This window comes from Acidiphilium acidophilum, from assembly GCF_033842475.1.
Classification (GTDB): Bacteria; Pseudomonadota; Alphaproteobacteria; order Acetobacterales; family Acetobacteraceae; genus Acidiphilium; species Acidiphilium acidophilum.
On sequence record NZ_JAWXYB010000018.1, the window covers coordinates 1 to 18898 of the forward strand.

Below are 18898 nucleotides of genomic sequence, written 5' to 3' on the forward strand. Positions count from 1 at the left end.
TTGGCGGCGGTGAGAATCCGCGCATAAACGGCGCGGGGCGCTTGGAGCGGCAATAATTGCCTTGTGCGGCACCCGGTAGTCGGGTTGCGCTTCCTGCACTGGTTTCGATGGCTCCCGAGGGATTTCGTGGTTGTGTGGACGGCGCGGTGGGTGAGGTGACGCGCTGTCAGGTGCTGGGGTAGGTTTGCCGCTATTGAGGGGCAAGCACGGCGCCGATCTCGACTTGGCGGTTCTGCTCGACGCCGTGCCCCGCACGGTGCCGGAGCACGCATGCAAGGCCAGTATTTCCGCAATCATAATCAGCGTCTACAGGGGAATTGTGACTGTGACGGTACGGCCCCGATATCGGCCCGGATGTTTTTATGTGCAGCCTGCCGCGTGCAGGTGGTGGTGTGTCGGTCTTGTGATCGCGGCCAGATTTATTGTGCGGGAGAATGCGCCCTCCTGGCGCGTTGTTTGGCGCAACGCGCCGCCGCTCAACGTTACCAAACCAGCCGACGTGGGCGATTTACTCATGCAGCCCGGGCACGCCGATATCGGGCTCGATGCAAAAACGTGACGCATCAGGGTTCACTGCCAGCTCGATCTGGTGATCTGCTGGCGTCGAACTCGCCAGCGAGTGCGAGCGGCGCAACGCCTCAGGCAGTCTGCGTCCAGCGATCCGTTGCGCACTGCCACTGGTGCGGGCAGCGATGCTCTGGGCTGGTCCGCCAAGGTTTCCTGCGCCGCCGCGGTCCCGTGCGAGATGTGATGCCATCCCGCGGGAGATCTGGACATGGTGATACCGGCTGACATCGAGGCACAGATCCTCCGCTACTATCATGCCGAGAGATGGACCATCGGCACGATCGCCCAACAATTGCATATTCATCATAGCGTGGTGCGCCGAGTTCTGGGGCAAGCTGGTCTTCCCAGGATTGGTTCGCCGGCCCGCGCGTCGCGGATCGATCCCTATCTGCCGTTCATTCACCAGACCCTGGAGACGTTTCCCAGCCTGACCGCGAGCAGGCTTTATGCGATGGTCTGCGAGCGCGGTTATCGCGGCAGTCCTGACCATTTCCGCCACATCATCGCCTGCCACCGACCCCGGGCAAAAGTCGAGGCCTATTTGCGCCTGCGGACGCTGCCCGGCGAACAAGCGCAGGTGGATTGGGGCCATTTTGGCCACCTCGAGATCGGGCGCGCGCGGCGACCGCTGATGGCCTTCGTCATGGTGCTGAGTTATTCGCGCCAGATATTCCTGCGTTTCTATCCGGACGCGCGGATGGAGAACTTTCTGCGCGGCCACGTTGGGGCCTTTTCTGCCTGGGGCGGGGTTCCTCGTGTTTTGCTCTACGACAACCTTAAAAGTGCGGTTCTGGAACGGCGCGGTGATGCCATCCGCTTCCATCCCACCTTGCTGGGTTTTGCCGGGCATTACCGCTATGAGCCGCGCCCCGTGGCGATCGCCCGCGGCAACGAGAAGGGGCGGGTCGAGCGGGCGATCCGCTACGTCCGCGATAGTTTTTTCGCCGCGCGCCGCTTCACCGATCTTGCCGATCTCAATACCCAAGCCGATGCTTGGTGCAACGGCCCGGCTGCCGACCGCCGCTGCCCCGAGGAATCACTGCGCAGCGTCCGCGAGGTCTTCGCCGAGGAAGCCAAGCGGTTGCTCGCGTTACCCGACAACCCGGCACCTCTGCTCGAGCAGGTGGCGGTCAGGGTCGGCAAGACGCCCTATGTCCGCTTCGACCTGAACGATTACTCGGTTCCCCACGATCATGTCCGGCGCGGGTTGACCATCCTCGCCGATCCGCAAGAGGTACGAATCGTCGATGGTAGCGCAGTGATTGCCCTCCATCCGCGCTGTTACGACAAGGGTGCGCAGATCGAGGAGCCGGCCCATGTTCAGGCTCTGGTCGATCAGAAACGCTCGGCCCGCAAGCATCGCGCGACCGATCGTCTGGTGCGGGCGGCACCTGCCAGTCAGACCTTGTTGATGCGCGCCGCCGAGCGCGGCGAAAATCTCGGCGCCATCACCGCCACCTTGCTGCGGTTGCTCGATCGCTATGGGGCGGGTGAACTGCAAGCCAGTATTTGCGAAGCGCTGACTCGCAACGTTCCTCATCCCAATGCCGTCCGCCTCGCTCTCGATCGGCGGCGCGAGGAACGGGGCGCTGCGCCGCCGGTCGCTGCCGGACTGCCCGCCCATGTTCAGGCCCGCGATCGACCGGTCAAACCGCATGCCCTCGAAACATACGACCAGATCAAGGATTGTTCCGATGACAACAACTGAACCTGAAGCCCTGCGGGCCCGCGCCGAGGCACTGCACCTGCATGGCCTGATCGCACATTGGCCCGAGGTTGCAACCCAAACCTGGTTACCCCCGCTGCTTGCCTGGGAGGAACAAGAGCGATCCTGCCGCAGCCTGGAGCGCCGGCTGAAGACCGCCCACATCGGCCGCTTCAAGCCGCTTTGCGACTTCGACTGGTCCTGGCCAAAGCGATGCGATCGCGCCGCCATCGATGCCCTCATGGCGCTCGACTTCCTCACCGACGCCTCCAACATCGTCTTCGTCGGCCCAAATGGCATCGGCAAGTCGACGTTGGCCCAGAATATTGCACACCAAACGTTGATCGCGGGGCATACCGTGCTGTTCACCAGCGCCGGCCAGATGCTCGGCGACCTCGCCGCACTCGATAGTGATTCCGCTCTGCGCCGTCGGCTCCGCCACTACGCCCGCCCTCAACTCTTGGTCATCGATGAGGTCGGCTACCTGGCCTACTCCAACCGTCATGCCGATCTCATGTTCGAGCTGATCTCACGGCGGTATCAGAACAAGAGTACCATCGTCACCACCAATCGACCGTTCGCTGAGTGGCGCGAGGTCTTCCCCAACGCGGCCTGCGTCGTGTCCCTGGTTGATCGCCTGATCCATAACGCCGAAATCATCGCGCTCGACGGCGAGTCCTACCGCCTCAAGGAAGCGCGCGAACGGGCGGATCAGCGCGCCGGCCAGCGCCGCGCCCGCAATGCAAAATCATGACAAAATCCCGAAAGGGCCGTGCAAAGAATCCGGCGCACTTGCAACCAATTATCCTCGAAATCCCGATCCACTGGACGCCAGATCAGGCCCTTGCGATCTTCGAGCTACTCGACGATCTGAAAGAAAAAATCTGGGTCCGTTATAATTGCCAGATTCAGCGCATGATGCGCGAGCAACACCAAGCTGATCATTTCGAGGATATCGCCCCAATCGGCGGACCACCTCAGGTCTTCTGATCAACCGCCTCCGCGCCTTGGTGTGACGACCCCCCAGGCCGATTGTACACCGCCTCCGCGCTTCTCTTCAGCAACCATCCTGTGGTTCGACTAAAGCGGCCATCCTGTCGTCCCGACCTGCATACCAAAACACCGTCGCGCGCAGTGGCGGTCAAGGATGGCCGGAGGCCACCGCGCTCTTGCGCGGCGCGCAGCGTCCTTGACGGCCGCGAGCACGGCGGAACCATCAAAGCAGAAGGGCAGCACATCACCACCGCTCCATCAGGATCAAGCCGCCTTCGAAATCAGCCGATATATCTTCCCGCGCCGTTTATGCGCGGATTCTCACCGCCGCCAACAGTACCGGTACCCAAGAGCGGTTCTTCAGAAACGCTGAATTATACGAACTTCCTGACATTTGGATCTACTGGGCAATATACGTTTTCTCTCACAAGCCTTTCAAATGTCACAGCAAATGGTGGTCTGATTCTTCAGGGGCTCGGCCTCTTCAGTGATAGCACTGGCAACTTGGGCACAAATCTATCATCAGAGGTGAGTTTTGCTCTCAGCCAAACGAATAGCCAGGGAGCAACCGGAATTTCAACAACGTTCTCTGTTCCGCCGTCCATGACAAATGTTCCCGAGCCAGGTTCACTCGCCCTGTTGGGCACGGCTCTGATCACGCTCGGCCTGATCATTCGCCGTAATTCCGGCAAACCTGGGTTCGCGGTCATGGGGCACACGTGATTAAACATCTCGTATTTTCCACGAACTTTTAGAGGGTAATTTTGGGCGTGTATCTAGGCTGCGACCTGGGTCTCTGGCGGTTTGCTGATCGTGAGTAACCGCTTTGGCATTGATATTTTTAAGCTTTTTAGGATTTCGCTGACGCCGGGGCTGATTTTTGTTCGCTGAACAATACCCCGACCCTCAACTTGATATCGAACGGCTTTCAGAGCCGACAACGTATGGGCAATCTGGGCCCAGGGCAGTCCGCAGGCGATTTCCGCGGCTCGTTGCATTTGCAGTGCCAGCACGCAGAGCTTCACATGAGCCTCGATCCGGCGCGGCGTCCAATGGAACATCGGCCGAACCTCAAGCCCGGTCTGCTTCATTCGGCGAAAGCAGGATTCAATGATCCAGCCGCCTTTGTAGCCAAGCGCCACATCCTCGGCGGAGAGGGTCTCGTCGTTGGTGATCACTACGAACTTACCGTCGAATTTCGCCGCGGCCGCGACCTTTCCTTGGTCGAGTTGCGGCCGGCCTGCTGCATCTTCGGTGAGATAGCGCCCATAGCGGCGCGAGGTGAGCAGCGCACAAGCGGCCTTGGGATGCTCGCTGTCGCGTTCGGCGAGGACCGCAAGCTCTGCCGTCAGGCTGGTCAGAACCTGCTCGCGATGATGGCGTTGCCGCTCGGCTTCTTCAGGGTTCAGGCACAGCACATAGCGCTTGCGTCGCTCACCGTCGCCGACCCAGACCTCCTTGACCTGGAGATTATCGGCGACTTTCCGATATCGGCCCGGCCGCGTCAGGACATCCCCCTCAACCTCGCGTAATTTGCGCATCGGCACCGCCAGGATATAGCGGCCAAGGCCCTTGCTGAGGGCAGCGAGATTATCGGCGGAATACATGCCGGCATCGCCCACGAACAGGCAGCGACCGAGCCGCCAGGCGTGCAGATCCGCCTTGATCTTCGCGACGGTACTGACATCGGCAGTATCCCCTGGCAGTACCCAGGACCGCACCGGCATGCCATCGCGGGTGACGGCCATGGCAATGATCACCTGCGGCTGATTGTCCCGTCCTTCCTTGCTGTGACCCCGCCGGCGCAGTGGGGCGAACAGGCGCCCGGCCCATTCCTGTTCGATCTCGTCCGCCTCGTCGATCTCGAAATACGCCGTGGTGGTGTCGTAGAAGATCAGATCGACGTCGAGCCGGAACAAATCGGCGGTCTGCAGAAACACAGATTGCTCGATCTCCTCGGTCCATACGGCCAGAAAGTCGAGGGCGCGATAGAGATGATCGACCGCAAGTTCGGCGGCCTCGGGCATCCAGACGGTATCGGCAAGCCAGCGTTCGGCGCAACCGCGTTTGGAGCCAGGATCGTCGAGCCGATGAGCCGCCATCGCGAACAGGGCGATCTCGTGGGGGGCAGTCAGACCGGCTTTGTCGGTACAGGTACGGATCGCCGGTCCGATCCCGAGCTGGTCCCAGAGGTGACGCGCGACGAGCGGAATACCGAGTTCGAAGACGGCATCGACCTCGATATCGACCGGCCCGGCACTGGTGGCATCTTTCGACGGCGCCTCGCCCTCACCCTCACCCAGAATGCGGTTGATGCTGCGGACCAGCCGCTGGAGAGCGGCATGATCGACTTGATCGGCGCGGCCGAAACTATGGACAACCCGGGTTTCTGACCGCTTCGCATCAGCGTTCCAGATATTCTCGGCAAGCGCAAAATACCGGACTGCCGAACCATCTCGATTATGGCGCTCAGTGACTCGAAGATACATGCCTAGAGCATACAAGAATAATACTGATTATTAATACACAATATCGCGAGTCGTGTGTCTAGGCTTTTCGGCTATTTCTAGCCACGGCCGCGCCAGCTCTCTATCCGAATCAATGAGTTACGCCGAACCCGAAAGCCTATATGTGCCTATAGACCGCGAACCCAGGGCAAAGGCAAACTCTCAGTTTAAGATCGATCACTTTACGGATTGGTCCCGGATCATCAGGCCCAACTTCCACAGTGACGAAAAAAATAAAGTTGGATTACAACGGGATAGAGGCCGTTTTGAGTTTTAGGCACCACAGGAATTCAGGTGGCGGGTTCACGTGATTTGGATGATGTCATCTCCTGGAATACGGGTGGCAGGCTCAACCCGACGGCACGGCAGACGGGATCGATGCTGGCGCGTGGGGCGGTTCGAAGCCGGGCTCTACGACCGTCCTGTTCGACGTCGACGACGCTGAGATCGGCGAGGTCATCGATGATCTGCTGCCATTCTGGCATGGGGTCTTTGCGGGTCGCGAGACGCGCAAGCAGTTCATGCCGGAGAATGAGGGCGAGAAACGTGCAGAAAATATGCCCGCGGATCGCAGCGTCGGTGCGGTGGTAAACCGGGCGGGTAGCCATCAAGGTCTTGCTGGCTAGGAAGCTTTGCTCGACCGAGAGGAGCTGGCGATAACGCAGGACCACCGCGAGCGGCGAGAGCTTCATGTTGGTTCTCAGCACGAACAGCCCGTCGAAGGCAGCGTCTGCCTCGACCTTTGCCGGATCGATGGCAAAGCCGGCGCCGTCGGGAGCGACAAGGAACCGCCGATACCCGCTGTTGCCGACGAGGGCCTTGTCACCCTGGGATAATTTGCGGCTGAGAGCGCTCAGCAGCTTGGCGCGTGTTTCAGCATCTTTGCGCGCCTCCTCGGGATTGCGGCAGACGATGTAGCGGCGACCGGCGATCTTCACCTCCTTCACGGCCAATTCGGTTACCCCTTTCTGACGCGGGATGATCAGCGGCACGCTGACCCCGTCATCCTTCAGAACCGTCTCGCGGATCTCCTTGCTGGACCGTTCGCGGGCCCCGAGGATGTAGTCGATACCCTGCGCCTCGAGTTGGGCGATCGTCGCCGCGCTGATCATGCCGCGATCCGCGACGACGCAGGCGCGGTTGATGCCGAAGCGCGATCGCAGCCGTTCGACCACGGGGATCAGCGTGGTGACATCGGTCGTGTTGCCTGGCCACAGGAACGAGGTGATCGGCCGATCGTTCTCGTCGAGCACGATCCCCAGCACGACCTGATTGAGTTGCGGGCGATAATCCTTCGAGTGACCGCGTTGCCCGAGTGTCGCACCACCACGCCCTTCGAAATACAGCGAGGTGGTGTCGAAGAATGCGACGACCGCCGCGCCGAACAACGCTCGTCGATGTGCGTACAGCGCCTCCTCGATCACCTCCGCCTGGTATCTCTCCCGGGCATCATCCGGTGTGACCGGGGCGATCGGCTCACCGAGCCAGGCCATCGCCTTGTAGGCGTGATCGAGGGTGATCCCGTCTGCGCCGGGCACCTCGATGGTTTCCCGCCATGACGCGGCACGGCGGTCGGATCCCGATACCATCAGCCGATGCAGGACGGTGAGATAGACTGCGCGCTCGACATCAAAGCCGAAATGCCGATCAGCGAGGTGCTGGCGTAGACTCCCGGCACACCCCGTTTCCTGCCAAAGTCGGCCGAACACCAGATCGGGGCCGATACTGCGTCGTCGCAGTTCTGCCAATTCGCCCCGGTAGAACCGCGACAGCACGATCGACCGCCGCGAATGTCTGGCGGCCGACGCGATCAGGCCATCGAGCAAGCCAGAGTTTTCGACATCGTCGCGCCGACCAAGCGTGCTGATGACCTTCTGAACGTGGCGACCACCCTCGCGGACGTTCTGGACAAGGTAGAGATACTCGTACTGACCGATCTTCTTGACACGGATGAACATGGCTGCTGACCTACGATAAGGCAGAGCACCATGCCGAATCGGCATGAGTCAAGAAAAAATCATCAACCTATTCCTGCCAACCTCACGTGTTTAGCACCACATTTTGTCTGGCCGTTCAAAAACTCGCGGAATTCTGCGACTTTTTCACGCGCGTGAAGGGCAAAGTGTCGAAGTTGGGTCAGGGACCAATCCATTTTCCACGCTGCAGCGAATGGTCGGGCAGTGGCCGGTTGTGAGCGCGGTCATCCTGATGGTATCGCCCCCGCCCGAGCGCCGCCGTCAGCTCCTCCTCGAGCATGGTTTCAATGAACCCTCGGATACGACCCCGAACGCCCGTCTCGATCGGGTCGAACCACGCCGTCCCATCACACAGGCTCGCTTCCGGCGTTCCTGTGCTATTCTCCTCCATGGCATGATCTCCATCCGCACCCACGGCTGACCGGGCGGCGAACCAGGAGGACGCGACTGTCCGAGGCATGGTCACCGGGTGATCAGCTGGTGCCTGATCGCACGAGGACATCGTTCCAGTCTTTCGCTTGGCCATCTGCTCGCAGCCGCTCGATGGTCACAACAATCGGCGCGATGACCGTCTCGATCCGGGCGGCGTGATGATCGCCGGCCTGATCGGCATCCGTGGCGATGACCAGAGTGCCGCCGAGCGATGCCGTATGCTCGACCAGATGGCGCAGCGCCGTGACGGTGCCTGGCCCCAGCCCACCGGTGGTGGCGACATAGATCGTGTCGGTCCGTCCGGCTTCGAGCGCGGCGAGGCTCAATGCGTCGATCGGGGCTTCGGTCACCGCGACCCGCCGGTAATCCCCGATCGCCCCGCCAGGTGGGAACCGGAACAGGCTTTTCTGTCCACCCCGAAGCACCCCGCGAAAATCAGGCCCGCGCGCCTCGATCCCGGTCAGCAGGCCGTCGTGGTCGCGATGGGCGAACCAGGCGCAGCCGAACCCGCCTGCCCGGACGCAATCCTGAGCGGCAGCGGCGGTGAGGATGGTGGCGGGCAAGCGTCGTTCGCCGGCGAGATAGGACCAGGCTTTCGTGGTCGGGCGCAGCGCGGGCTTGCTCTGCCACCGGAGGAGCGGGGACCGGGCCGGGACCGGATCCGACGTTGTTCCAGTGCTCGCAATCGGTCGGGACGGGGCGATGCCGGCGATTGCGCGCAGGGTCTTGCGGACATGCCCGAAATTGCATTCCGGGTGGAGGAACTGGATCAGGCTGAAGCAGTCCCCTTTCTCCGCGCCGAGCGGGTTCCACCAGCCTTTGTCGTCATGGGTGACGATCAGGATCTCGCCGGCACCGCGGCGGTATTTCACCGCGCGTCGTGAGCTCTCGGCGGCATCGACCTGCCATCCTTCGCGTTCGAGGATGACCGCGCAGGAGACGGTCCGCCGCAGATGATCGACCTCGTTTGCATCGTTGTCACGGTTGCTCTGCCGGGAGCCCGGCCGGGAACCGGAGCGATGGGTGCCAGGAGCAGTTTCAAGAGAGGGGTACATGGGAGGTAATTCCTTGTTGATGATCCGGAAAAGGGGCTCGCACCGTTTCCGGACGCCTCGCGGCGAGCAGCCGGAGGGGTGGGTGAAATGCATGCGTGAAGGGCCGGGTTGCGCGTGCGCGGGGCGTCTTCCGCCCTGCGCAGCGAGCGGCCCTGCCACTTCCAAGGATGCGTTTCAGGGAGGGGAGGGCGGCGCTCTCTCCTCCCTCGTTCGCGCGTCGGCGCGATCAGGGCGACACGACCACCCGGTCACTGGCGAAACTGTGGTGAGGAACCATCTGCCGAATTCCTGCGGCGTCTCTGCAATGTGCTCTTGCAGGTGGTCGTGTGCTGTGTAGAGATCGGGCTGACCGAAGATCAGGCCGATCTCGTGATGGTGCGGGTTACCAGGACGTCGAGCTACCTTGCGGCGCTGGCGCGGGGTGGTCACCGCTATGACCTCGACGGCGGGATTGCCGGGGAGGTCAGTGCGCAGGACCGGAAAACCGCTGCCGCAATCCTGACGGCGCGTCGGGCGAAGCGCGCGCGCAACGAAGCTGCGATTGCGCGCGGGTCCCCGGGAAGCGACCATCCTGGCGGAGCGGAGGAATTGTCCGATGCCGAAACGGGCGAAGCGGGTGGCACCGACGATCGCGCGGCGGCTTGATCATCCGGTATCGGGGTAATGGCGCTCGATCCGCTCGAGATGATCGCGATGCTGGCGTTCCTCGACCCGCAGGATCGGGGTATCGAGAACGATCCGCGACCAGAACCGGCCGCGTTCGTCGAATACGAAGCCATGGCGTTCGAGATCGACCCCGTAGGGTCGCTTGCCTTTCGTGCGGGTGATCACGCATTTGAATCCCTCGCAGTTGAATTCGTCGCGGGGCTTGAGGGTTGTCATCGGGTTGTCTCCTTTCGAGAGAGATTGAGAACGGGCGATCGTCGTCATGTGGCGGGTGCGGGCATGGCGTCGGTGTGGGTCGGGTAAGCGCCGCCCCTGCGGAGCGTGGCGGCGAGCGCGGCGCGGGTGGCATGGGAGCCCAGGGTGAAGGCGTAGACGTGATTGCCGCCGTGCTGGACGGGCCGAAATGGTCCGTCTTGCAACGCCCGGGTCACGTAAGCCGCGTCGGGTTCGCCGATCATCCGGACCGGGGCACCATGGCGGCGGAGTTGCTCGTAGGTATAGGCGGCCCCATGGGCGCCGGTGCGCAGTTTGGAGAGGGCGCGGTCGGAGAGGCTCGTGCCGTCGGGCGCGAGCCAGATCCGGCGTTTGGTGGCCCGGCCGAGATAGAGGGCGGATTTCTCCCGGTAGATCCCGCCAAAATGGCCGTTGAAGCGCAGGGTGCCGCGCGCATCGGTGCGGGGCACCGGATCCGAGTAGGCGAGGATCAGGGGGTATTTCGGACGGCGGTGTTCGTCCTGGTGTTCGGTGGCAAAGAGTTTCAGGGCGCGGCGCAGGGTCCAGGTCTCGGCGTTACCGCCGACGCGGTCGGCGAGGAGAAAGCGGCCGAGATCGCAGAAGCGGGTGGTCGCGGCACCATAGGCGGCTCCGGCCTTGGGCTGCACCGGCACCGAGAAGACGATGACGCCGACCAGGCGTTGCTCGTGGTATCCGGTGCGCTCGAACAGGCCGTAGCAGGCGAGAGCGACCGGGAAGGTTCCGGAGTAGTGGTGGGTGAGGATGAAGTCCTTGGCGATGCGGGTGTGGGGCAGCGGGGTGACGCTGTAGCGCTGCGGATCGAAGGGTTCGCGCTGGGGCCGCCAGGTCGTGTTCCTGTGTAACCAGCGTTGGGCGATGGCGGTGAGATCGATGATCATGGCGGGCTCCGGAATCGGAAACCCCGGTGCTGGGCCGGGGTTCTGTTCAGTTGAGGCGGTGGGGACGGAGGGGATCGGGCAGATCGGTTCGGTAGATCTGCGCGATCCTGACGATGGCGTCCCAGTATTTCATGCCGTCGGTATCGCGGTAGGTCTGGGCTTTGGCGTTTCCAATCCCTTTCGCGATTGGTTCCGCGATCTCGTTAAACCGGTACTGCGAGGCAGTCGATGTGCCCGACGATGCAGCATCCATCCTTAGTCACCTCGCTAAGGCGATCGTTTCGCCATTCACGGAGTTGAGCACTACCAATTGTGCCCGTCTCCTTGACCGCGCGGTAGACGCCTTTGATAAATTCGGCCTGTAGATTCGCATGACCGGCATTCAAGACCCAGTTGCTGGGCGCGCAGACCACATGATATCCTGATCGCGTGAAACTGACATCGAGTACCGATGCCGCATTAGCCCCTTCAGCTGGACCGAAACCCTTGTCACGGCGCTGATGAATGTTGAATTGCGTAACTACCTCGGTATCGAGCGGATGCGGTACTTGCCACAGAATGATGCCATTGAAGGTCAGTGCGGCATAGAGCGGCATTGCCATTCTGATTATTCGCTCCGTTAATTCAGATATGAACGCGCCTGAGCAAAGATCGAAGAGCGCTGAAGCGGTAACCAGCGTTGCGCCAGCAAGTGGCAGTGCGGTAATGTCGCGGAGGTCGGATCGTATGACCTGGGCATCAGGGAATTCCTGGGCAGCGTGATCTATCAGAACAGGATCGTGATCGAGCAATCGCCACCGGATTGTTCCTCGGGCAGCCCCAAACGCACGCACCGTTGATCCTATTCCGCAGCCGAGATCAACGACAAGGGGATTAGGCCCTGTCAAGAGCTCATTAGCGGCGTGGAGCAACGACTTGTCACGCGCTTGAGCATCGACCGGCTCGCGGAGATCCAGCCATTCTTTGGTAAATCCGCTCACTCGTTTAGCTCCTGCTCAGCAGAATCGAATTGTGGCCATGAAAAGGGAATTCGCAATGTCGATCAGACGATCCATCGACCAGCAAGGTCATTCTAGATAGATAATGAGTAAATTTTCGCATTGTGACTTCTGTCGGGATCGACCGCGCGCAATGTCTACCAGAGCGGTCCGTCGTAATAATCGATCGCAAGCTCCGGTTGGCCGCTGCGGTGTTTCCGCTGCGAGCAGGCGAGGATCAGCAGGCGGTCGGTGATCAGGGCCGGTCGGGCCGGCCCGATGACCTGGCTCATCTGGTTCATGCCGCCCTCCGTGTCGACGCGAGGCAGGCCTTACGGTTGCGGGAGAGATAGCGTTCGATCAGGTGGGGAGCGGGCTGATCGGGGTAGGCGGGCCAGGTCTTGTGGTGGCCCTGTTCGTCCGCGAGATGGAGGGTGCGGACGGCGACGGTCCGGCGTTGGCCCGTCCGGAGCGACCGGATCACGGCCCGATCTGATCGTCCGGTGAGGTAGACATCGTCCCAACGGCCGGTTGTCGGGTTTTTCCGGCTGGCGGCGCAGACGCCGTTGAGGAAGGCTTCGACGATCCACGGGTTTCGGAAGACGGGCTTGCCGCGATAGCGGTCGCGCCACCAGCCATCGTCCTGCAAATAGTAGGTGTTGCCGATGGCGATGGTGCCGACGCGCAGGGGGTTGGTTCCGCCCATGAAGGGCGAAGCGAAATACTGGCGGAGCATGACTGTTGACCTTTCGGGCGCGCGAAAGCGCCCGGCAGGACGGCCTGTCGGGCGATCGGGCGCAGATGGGGAGAGAGGTGTCTGGGCGGAGCCTACTTACCTTCGGCTCGGGGTCTCAGTGAAACTTGATAAGCAGACCGATGATGGCGATGCCGAGAGTGCCAAAGCCTAAAATCGTTCCGACCGTCCATTTCAGGTTGGAATAGAGGCCGGTTTGCAATTCGGTGCGAACAGTCTGGATTTCAGTGCGCAATTCGGTCCGGAGAGTTTGGTTGTCCACCCGCAGATCCGCGATGGCCTTGTCGGTCGCATCGAACTTGGCAAGGATCGTGTTGGTCAGGTCACGAACCATGGCTTTGACTTCGCGGATTTCGAATTTCAGTTCCGCGGTCGTGTGCTCGAGGATGGCAACCCGGGTTTCCATCTCATGAGGGTAGTCCGGCGGCTGACGGTTTTCAACAGGTGAATCAGGCATGGTCTTCTCCTATCACGCAGGCTCATCGAGATGAAGCGGTCAGATGGCCAGGCTCATCTGACCAGCCGGTGCCGGGCCACCCGGCAGATTTTCGCCGAATGTCGCCCGGCATCTGGCGGCGATGGCTTCCAGCGCGTCATCCGTGAAGGCATCGAGGCCGATTTCGGCCGCGATGTCATAGGCGATGTTCCAGCCTTCATCCCGATGCTCGCGCCACAGGGCTTCGATGGCTGCGATCAGGTCCGCGCGGGGCATGGCCTGGTTTCCTCCGGTTTCATATAGGCGTGCTGGCCGAGTGCCTTGGCGTTGTTGGCAGCGTCGTAGCCGTTGGGCTTGCGGGAACCTTTGGCGATACTCACCGAAACATAGAAAGAGGCTTCGGGGTTGGCCGCGTGAACCTCTTTCCCGAAATCCGCGACGGCGGCCCTGATGTCGTTCACGGTACTCACGACCGTGACCGTTTTGCGGGCAAGGCACGTTCCCATGAGTTCCAGGATGATCCCGTGATCGGTTGTCCAGCCGGGGATGGTCGATAGCGTGATGGTGCAGGCCATAGCAGGTGTCCTTTCAGGCAGGATCGGGCCGGGCGATATGCCCGGCCACTGGTGGCGATCAGGAGGCGTCGGCGGTCTGCCGCGTGGGGGGCATGAAGCCGTAGGCGAATGCGAAATCGGGGCTGCCCTCGATCAGGCGTGCGCCGATCATGGCGGTGGTGCAGAGCCGGCGCAGATCGCCGGCGGTCAGGCGGTGCTCGCCCCAGCCCAGCACGACATGATGATCGGGGAATCCGTTGACGTTCAGCAGAGTGGCGAGGTGGCGGATTTCGGTTTCGCTCACGAAACCCGGGGCAAAGGGATGAGGCAAGGGACGCTCCAGGGATGGCCGGGTTGCCGGCGAGAGGGCGTTCGACGATCGGCGCGGTGACACCGATCGTCGTGGGCGGCATCAATCAACGCAGGGGCCGAAGGGGATCTCATCGTCCAGATCGCCACCGCTCGGGGTGTAGCCACCATCGCTCGGGGCTGCGGCTTGTGTGCGGGTCTGGGTCTGGGTCTGCGTCCCGGTGCGGGTCCGCGATGCCGGTTCGCCCTCACCCCGCGCGGCACCGTTCGGCGAGCCGAGCATGATCAGCTGGCCGTTGAACCCGCTGAGGACGATCTCGGTCGTGTAGCGCTCGTTGCCGGCCTGATCGACCCATTTCCGGGTCTTCAGCATGCCTTCGACCATCACCTTGTCGCCCTTGTGGACGTAGTCCTCCAGCACGCCGATCAGACCCTCGTTCCACACCACGACCCGGTGCCATTCGGTCCGCTCCTGCCGATCCCCCGAGCGCTTGTCCTTCCAGCTTTCGGTCGTGGCGAGAGTAAATGACGCAACCCGCTCACCCGACTGCATGTTGCGGATTTCCGGATCCTGTCCGAGGTTTCCGATCAGGGTAGCGCGGTTCATATATCCAGCCATTGTCAGTCTCCATTTTCATTTCATTTCAGCCGGGCGGCTGGCGGCCTGTGCCGGCAGCGTCTCTCGTGTGCGGTCCCCAGGAACCGGGCCGGGCGGGCGGTCAGGGAAGAGGGCGCCCTATCGCGCCCGAACCGCTCTTGGGCGGCGCGAGCCTTGGCGAGCGGCCTTGACCGGCTGACCGGGCCCGGTTCAGGCCGCAGCAACACGAGGGCGATGTCGGCAGACGTCAGTCGACGACCGCCGCGCCGCAGGCGCAGTTCATTGTCATTCAAGCTGTTCGATTGTTTCGTTTTGATGGACCCAGGGATGATCGCCTGAACCGACACTTTCCCGCTCTGGGCCCGGATATGCCGCCCAATGGCACGCCTGACTCGCACAAAACTGGACAATCGGGACATCACATCAAGACCGTGACAGCGCCGCCCCCACCTCTGGCCGTCTTCGGGACATCCCCCAATCCATGAATTCGCCGTGCTCAGTTCGCGTCGGAACCGGTCATGATTGAAATAATGTTGATCCTACGATCGCGGTGGTATCGCGGAAAACCAAAACGCATTACCGTCACGGATATGAGGAGCGATGGTCGTGCCTCCCCGCATGTTTTTTTCAACAGCGCTTGTCCGGCACGACAAACTTACGCCAGACGAGAACGAAGGAGTGGGTCAATGGCAACCAGAATGGCAACAATTATCAAAGTCGCACTGCTCAGTGCCGCGACGATCGTAGGTCAGGTGGCAACCGGGCATGCAGATACTCAACCTGTTGCCGCCCCAAAACCCGCTCAGCTCTGGCAGCAGATTACGGCACTGGAGAAAGCCAAATCGATCATGCCGGGAAGCCATGCCTTGCAACCCGGATCGCGTTTGGTCGATTTCTATACGACCGACCTCAGTAACAAGGTGGCTACCGAAAAAATAAAATTGGCTGGTTCAATCGTCGATGTGACAAAATATCCAGATGGCAGCTTGCTGGTTAAGAACAACTACAAGAAAAACCATGAACTTGGCAGCATAACAGCGATGTTGAAACTGACGGGTTACGATAAAGCGAACCGCAACTGGGTCATGGCTGCCTATTCACCTACCGGGAAAGTGATCGCATATGGCAAGGTCGCGTCATGTGATGCCTGTCATGCATTCGTCGCCAAAAGTGATTTTGTCTTTGCTCCCCCTCCGACTCAGTTACTCAAAGTGTCTATCTGGAAAGCCTTCTTCCCAAAGCAAAAGATTTCTCCCACGTATGTCGCTCTTCTGGCAAAATATCCGAACGCAATCATAAAATAGCCTCGGACGCATCGGTCAACAATCGGTGACGGAAGGTTGGGGCCAGTTCTGCCCTTCCAGGGCCTTTCACCTGGCTCGCGGGTTCAAAGTGCTGGCAATTCGAACTTTCGCATGGTCGATCTTGAGTACTATGACTTTTGCGTGAAGCGGGTTGCGCGAGTTCTGGATCAAGAGTCATGACAATCTGTGATGAAACGTCATCAACGCCCTAATCGCGGTGGTGTAACCTGACGTCTGGAAATTCATTTTGGGTTGGGAGTTGGTGCCCTTGCCGGGGCATGCCCCGGCAAGGGCTGTTCATTCTGGTATTCCATGCAGTTGTTCACACCAACATGGAGACCGATGAATGGACGCCAAAAAGGATACGATTATCGAGGCACTTTTGGAACATCTGATCGAAAACGGCGCAGGCGATATCGCCACGGTATTTGCCAGGACCTTCGAACTCGCCATGCAGATCGAGCGCGAACGCTTCCTCCACGCCAGTCACTACGAGCGCAACCCCGATCGTCAGGGTTACGCCAATGGCTACAAGCCCAAGCGGATCGATACCCCGGCCGGGTCGATCACCGTCGATGTCCCCAAAACCGCCGGTCACGTGGGCGAACCCTTCTACCCACAGTCCCTCGAACGCGGCCGACGCTCGGTCCGCGCCGTCATGGTCGCCGTCGCCGAAATGTACATCAAAGGCGTCTCCACCCGCGACGTCGAGGCCGTCATGCGCGAATTCGGCATCGAAAGCCTCTCCTCCGCTCAGGTCAGCCGCGCCAGCAAGCTGCTCGATGACGAACTCGCCGCCTGGCGCACCCGACCCCTCGCCGAGATCCGCTACCTCATCCTCGACGCCAGATATGAAAAAATGCGCGATAATGGCGTCGTCCGCGATGCCGCCGTGCTCTCGGCCATCGGCATCGGACCCGATGAACGCCGCCGTGTCCTCGGCGTCTCGGTCGCCCTTTCCGAGGCCGAAGTCCATTGGCGTGCCTTCCTCGAAAGCCTCCATCAGCGTGGCCTGCGAGGCGTCGAATTCATCGTCTCCGATGACCATGCCGGATTGCACGCCGCACGCCGCGCCGTCTTCGGCGCCGCACACTGGCAACGATGCCAGTTCCACCTCGCCCAAAACGCCATCCACCACGCCCCCAACCACGCCATCCGCAAACGCATCGGCGCAGAACTCCGGACCGTCTGGAACGCAAATTCCCTCGCCGCTGCCCAGATCGCTCTCACAACCCTCGTCAATGCCTATCGCGACACCGCACCAAAGCTCGCCGATTGGCTCGAACGAAATATCCCCGAAGGCCTCACCGTCTTCACACTGCCAGAACCCCACCAGCGCCGGCTTCGCACTTCCAACCCCATGGAACGCGGCATCCAGCAGGAACTCAAACGCCGCACCACCAAAATCAGGGTCTTCCCCAACGAAGCCTCCCTCGAACGCCTCGTCAGCGCCGTCCTCGTCGAAATCGATGAAAAATGGGCCGCCGACACCAAGGGCTACATCAAGTGGGACTACCAGGATGCCTGACCCCCGCTCGCCCTATTTTCCAGACATCAGGTTGCTCAATCCTAATCGCCGCTTGGTTTGGTGTTCTGTTGCATTAGTTCTGCTCTGCTTGACGCCAATTGCCTACGCGAACCAGACGGCGTCGCTTTGGTCCCGCCACCATCTTTTCGGAGACTGGGGCGGTATTCGACCGTTCCTTGCCGCGCACGGGGTGAAGCTCGGGGCGGTTGAGCAACCGGTGCCATCGGACGTTCTTGGCGGCGGTGCCAAACAGGGAAAAGCCTTCGCTGGCTTGCTCACCTTATCTGCGCGGGTCCACCTCGGACGCTACACCGGCATCGACGGCTTGTCGGCCTATGTCTCCGCCTGGATCGTGCAAGGTCACGGACCAACCGCCTATTACGTCCACAGCCTGAGCGGCCTGTCATATGAGGAGGCTACCGATGGCGCTCGACTGGGAGATGCCTACCTCAATTGGCGGGCACCGCACGATGTAATCCATATCAAGATCGGTAAATTCGGTATCGATGAGAATTTCGATCAGAATCCGGCGGCGTCGATGCTGGTGAATTCCAACTTCACCTACCGCAACATCATGGCGAACAACTTGCCGGGTGGTGGACCAGCCTATTCGTATGAAGGCCCCGGTGTGATGATCGCCTTTCAGGCGACACGCCAACTCCGGCTGCGCGGGGGCTTGTTCAGCGGCGATCCGCTCGGACAGCCACTCGAAGGGCCGGCACCCCCCGCTCGCGATTCCAACGGCCTGATCTTTCCGCTCAATACCGGCGCGTTGATGATCGGCGAAGCGGATTATGCCTATCATCTGCCCGGACTTGGCGAGGGTGAGGTTCTTGCCGGTGGTCTCTATGATACATTGAGTCGGCCCGATCTCCTCTATAGTGTAACCGGACACAGCCTCGCTTTCAACGCGATCGGTCTCAATGTAGGCACGCCTCGACCAGACCATGGGGATTATGTGATTTATGCTGGCGATACCCAGACTCTTTGGCACGGACGAGGCAGCCGTCGGCTACGCCTATTTTCGCGTATCGCCTATGCCCCACCAAGCCACAATCTGATTTCACTGGATGTGCAGGGCGGCATCGTTCTGAACGGCACCTTCCCCGGCCGATCGCATGATTCCGCCGCTTTTGCTATTTCCTACGATCGGATCAGCGCGCGGAAAATCAGCTTGATTCGCGCTGAAAATGCTTTAGGCGGAGCGGATAAGCCGCTTCCAAGTGCAGAGACCGATTTTGAGCTGGACTACACTGCACGAATTGCGCCGTGGCTGACCACGACCCCCGATCTGCAATATATCCTGCATCCTGGCGGCGGTATTCCAGACCCGGAGGATCGCACGAAAATCGAACCGAACGCTGTTGTGGCACAAATGGAGTTCACAATCGTGTTTTAATCGTC

General features: G+C 61.0%; 22 protein-coding genes and 1 pseudogene. 9 read left to right on the forward strand and 14 right to left on the reverse strand.

Annotated elements, in window-relative coordinates; genetic code table 11:
- Positions 1–223: 223 nt before the first annotated feature.
- The 5 genes from SIL87_RS02660 (at position 224) to SIL87_RS02680 (ending at position 3988) form a co-directional block, all read left to right on the forward strand.
- Entirely contained in the window at positions 224–559 is a 336-nt protein-coding gene (locus SIL87_RS02660; protein WP_319612377.1) for a hypothetical protein, read from the forward strand.
- 216 nt (positions 560–775) lie between these two features.
- Positions 776–2275 (forward strand): IS21 family transposase, encoded by a 1500-nt coding sequence (gene istA / locus SIL87_RS02665; protein ID WP_319612702.1) that lies wholly within the window; start codon positions 776–778, stop codon positions 2273–2275.
- Positions 2262–3026 (forward strand): IS21-like element helper ATPase IstB, encoded by a 765-nt coding sequence (gene istB / locus SIL87_RS02670; RefSeq protein ID WP_319612703.1) that lies wholly within the window; start codon positions 2262–2264, stop codon positions 3024–3026. The genes istA and istB overlap by 14 nt, the downstream gene beginning before the upstream one ends.
- On the forward strand, positions 3023–3262 hold the full coding sequence (locus SIL87_RS02675) for a hypothetical protein (RefSeq protein WP_319612704.1): 240 nt from the start codon (positions 3023–3025) through the stop codon (positions 3260–3262). The genes istB and SIL87_RS02675 overlap by 4 nt, the downstream gene beginning before the upstream one ends.
- Positions 3263–3406: 144 nt before the next feature.
- Complete coding sequence (locus SIL87_RS02680) at positions 3407–3988, forward strand: PEP-CTERM sorting domain-containing protein (RefSeq protein ID WP_319612705.1); 582 nt, start codon at positions 3407–3409, stop codon at positions 3986–3988.
- 53 nt (positions 3989–4041) lie between these two features.
- Here SIL87_RS02680 and SIL87_RS02685 read toward each other — a convergent pair whose 3' ends face one another.
- The 4 genes and pseudogenes from SIL87_RS02685 to SIL87_RS02700 form a co-directional block, all read right to left on the reverse strand.
- Positions 4042–5754 carry an IS1634 family transposase gene (locus tag SIL87_RS02685; protein ID WP_319612706.1) on the reverse strand — a complete coding sequence of 571 codons (1713 nt, stop codon included), beginning with the start codon at positions 5752–5754 and terminating at the stop codon, positions 4042–4044.
- Positions 5755–6062: 308 nt separating this feature from the next.
- Complete coding sequence (locus tag SIL87_RS02690; RefSeq protein WP_319612707.1) at positions 6063–7730, reverse strand: IS1634 family transposase; 1668 nt, start codon at positions 7728–7730, stop codon at positions 6063–6065.
- 235 nt (positions 7731–7965) lie between these two features.
- Positions 7966–8139 (reverse strand): annotated as a pseudogene (locus SIL87_RS02695) (IS256 family transposase); the annotation flags it as partial.
- A gap of 82 nt (positions 8140–8221) precedes the next feature.
- Positions 8222–9235: a DUF3991 and TOPRIM domain-containing protein gene (locus tag SIL87_RS02700; RefSeq protein ID WP_319612710.1), complete on the reverse strand. Its 1014-nt coding sequence runs from the start codon at positions 9233–9235 to the stop codon at positions 8222–8224.
- A 306-nt stretch (positions 9236–9541) separates the two neighbouring features.
- On the opposite strand from SIL87_RS02700, the gene SIL87_RS02705 reads away from it, so the two are divergent.
- A complete protein-coding gene (locus SIL87_RS02705; RefSeq protein WP_319612711.1) occupies positions 9542–9880 on the forward strand; it encodes a ProQ/FINO family protein in 339 nt (112 codons plus the stop codon).
- Here SIL87_RS02705 and SIL87_RS02710 read toward each other — a convergent pair whose 3' ends face one another.
- The 10 genes from SIL87_RS02710 to ssb form a co-directional block, all read right to left on the reverse strand.
- Complete coding sequence (locus SIL87_RS02710) at positions 9881–10117, reverse strand: hypothetical protein (protein ID WP_319612712.1); 237 nt, start codon at positions 10115–10117, stop codon at positions 9881–9883.
- A 44-nt stretch (positions 10118–10161) separates the two neighbouring features.
- On the reverse strand, positions 10162–11034 hold the full coding sequence (locus SIL87_RS02715) for a Mom family adenine methylcarbamoylation protein (protein ID WP_319612713.1): 873 nt from the start codon (positions 11032–11034) through the stop codon (positions 10162–10164).
- Between the two features lie 203 nt (positions 11035–11237).
- A complete protein-coding gene (locus SIL87_RS02720) occupies positions 11238–12014 on the reverse strand; it encodes a class I SAM-dependent methyltransferase (protein ID WP_319612714.1) in 777 nt (258 codons plus the stop codon).
- 155 nt (positions 12015–12169) lie between these two features.
- Complete coding sequence (locus tag SIL87_RS02725; protein WP_319612715.1) at positions 12170–12313, reverse strand: hypothetical protein; 144 nt, start codon at positions 12311–12313, stop codon at positions 12170–12172.
- A complete protein-coding gene (locus tag SIL87_RS02730) occupies positions 12310–12747 on the reverse strand; it encodes a hypothetical protein (protein WP_319612716.1) in 438 nt (145 codons plus the stop codon). Before SIL87_RS02730 ends, SIL87_RS02725 begins: the two co-directional genes overlap by 4 nt.
- A gap of 115 nt (positions 12748–12862) precedes the next feature.
- A complete protein-coding gene (locus SIL87_RS02735; RefSeq protein WP_319612717.1) occupies positions 12863–13222 on the reverse strand; it encodes a CCDC90 family protein in 360 nt (119 codons plus the stop codon).
- A gap of 39 nt (positions 13223–13261) precedes the next feature.
- Entirely contained in the window at positions 13262–13477 is a 216-nt protein-coding gene (locus SIL87_RS02740; RefSeq protein WP_319612718.1) for a hypothetical protein, read from the reverse strand.
- Complete coding sequence (locus SIL87_RS02745; protein ID WP_319612719.1) at positions 13459–13776, reverse strand: hypothetical protein; 318 nt, start codon at positions 13774–13776, stop codon at positions 13459–13461. The genes SIL87_RS02740 and SIL87_RS02745 overlap by 19 nt, the downstream gene beginning before the upstream one ends.
- A gap of 58 nt (positions 13777–13834) precedes the next feature.
- Positions 13835–14086, reverse strand: coding sequence for a hypothetical protein (locus SIL87_RS02750; protein WP_319612720.1), 252 nt, complete (start codon positions 14084–14086; stop codon positions 13835–13837).
- Between the two features lie 81 nt (positions 14087–14167).
- A complete protein-coding gene (ssb, locus tag SIL87_RS02755) occupies positions 14168–14683 on the reverse strand; it encodes a single-stranded DNA-binding protein (RefSeq protein WP_319612721.1) in 516 nt (171 codons plus the stop codon).
- 665 nt (positions 14684–15348) lie between these two features.
- Between ssb and SIL87_RS02760 the strand changes: the two genes are divergently transcribed.
- The 3 genes from SIL87_RS02760 to SIL87_RS02770 all read left to right on the forward strand — a co-directional run bounded on the left by SIL87_RS02760 (position 15349) and on the right by SIL87_RS02770 (position 18893).
- Complete coding sequence (locus SIL87_RS02760) at positions 15349–15966, forward strand: cytochrome P460 family protein (protein ID WP_319612722.1); 618 nt, start codon at positions 15349–15351, stop codon at positions 15964–15966.
- Between the two features lie 346 nt (positions 15967–16312).
- On the forward strand, positions 16313–17494 hold the full coding sequence (locus SIL87_RS02765) for an IS256 family transposase (RefSeq protein ID WP_319612316.1): 1182 nt from the start codon (positions 16313–16315) through the stop codon (positions 17492–17494).
- Positions 17487–18893, forward strand: coding sequence for a carbohydrate porin (locus tag SIL87_RS02770; protein ID WP_319612723.1), 1407 nt, complete (start codon positions 17487–17489; stop codon positions 18891–18893). The genes SIL87_RS02765 and SIL87_RS02770 overlap by 8 nt, the downstream gene beginning before the upstream one ends.
- The last annotated feature ends 5 nt before the right edge of the window (positions 18894–18898 follow it).